The following is a 436-nucleotide window of genomic DNA, read 5'->3' as shown; positions in this document are numbered from 1 at the left end:
TTATCCTGTTTGCAACCTCCGCACTGTGTGCGCACAATTCGTTCATTGGCGACCAATGGAGCGAAACGGCGGCGATGCTCGGATATTCAGGTACGGGAGAAGCTATTGCCCTACCCGCTTTTGTGAAAACACTTGAAATGAGCACGCCATATGCGTGCATGGGAACGATTTTTCTGTTAATGTTGCTGTATACACTTCTGATGGTATCGATCATGTTGGCGGTCAACATCCGCAAAGGACAGTTTTGGGGCGTTATCAGCGTTTTTTTGTTCAGTCTATATGGGCTACTTTTAAATCCTCAGATATTTGGACAAATGTTCAACCTGCCTCAAGAATTGATGTATAAGGCTAATGTAGCAGTTGGGTGGATGTCACCCTTAAACCAGGCAACCTACCATATGCACAATTTCGGATATGATCTGCTTCCACGGCTATG

Annotated in this window: 1 pseudogene; it reads left to right on the top strand. The window is 45.4% G+C overall.

Features of this window, described 5'->3' with window-relative positions:
- Positions 1-436: pseudogene (locus CHK_RS16540) on the top strand (hypothetical protein); the annotation flags it as partial.

The organism is Christensenella hongkongensis (assembly GCF_000981035.1).
GTDB lineage: Bacteria > Bacillota > Clostridia > Christensenellales > Christensenellaceae > Christensenella > Christensenella hongkongensis.
This window is presented reverse-complemented; position numbering and strand designations above follow the sequence as displayed.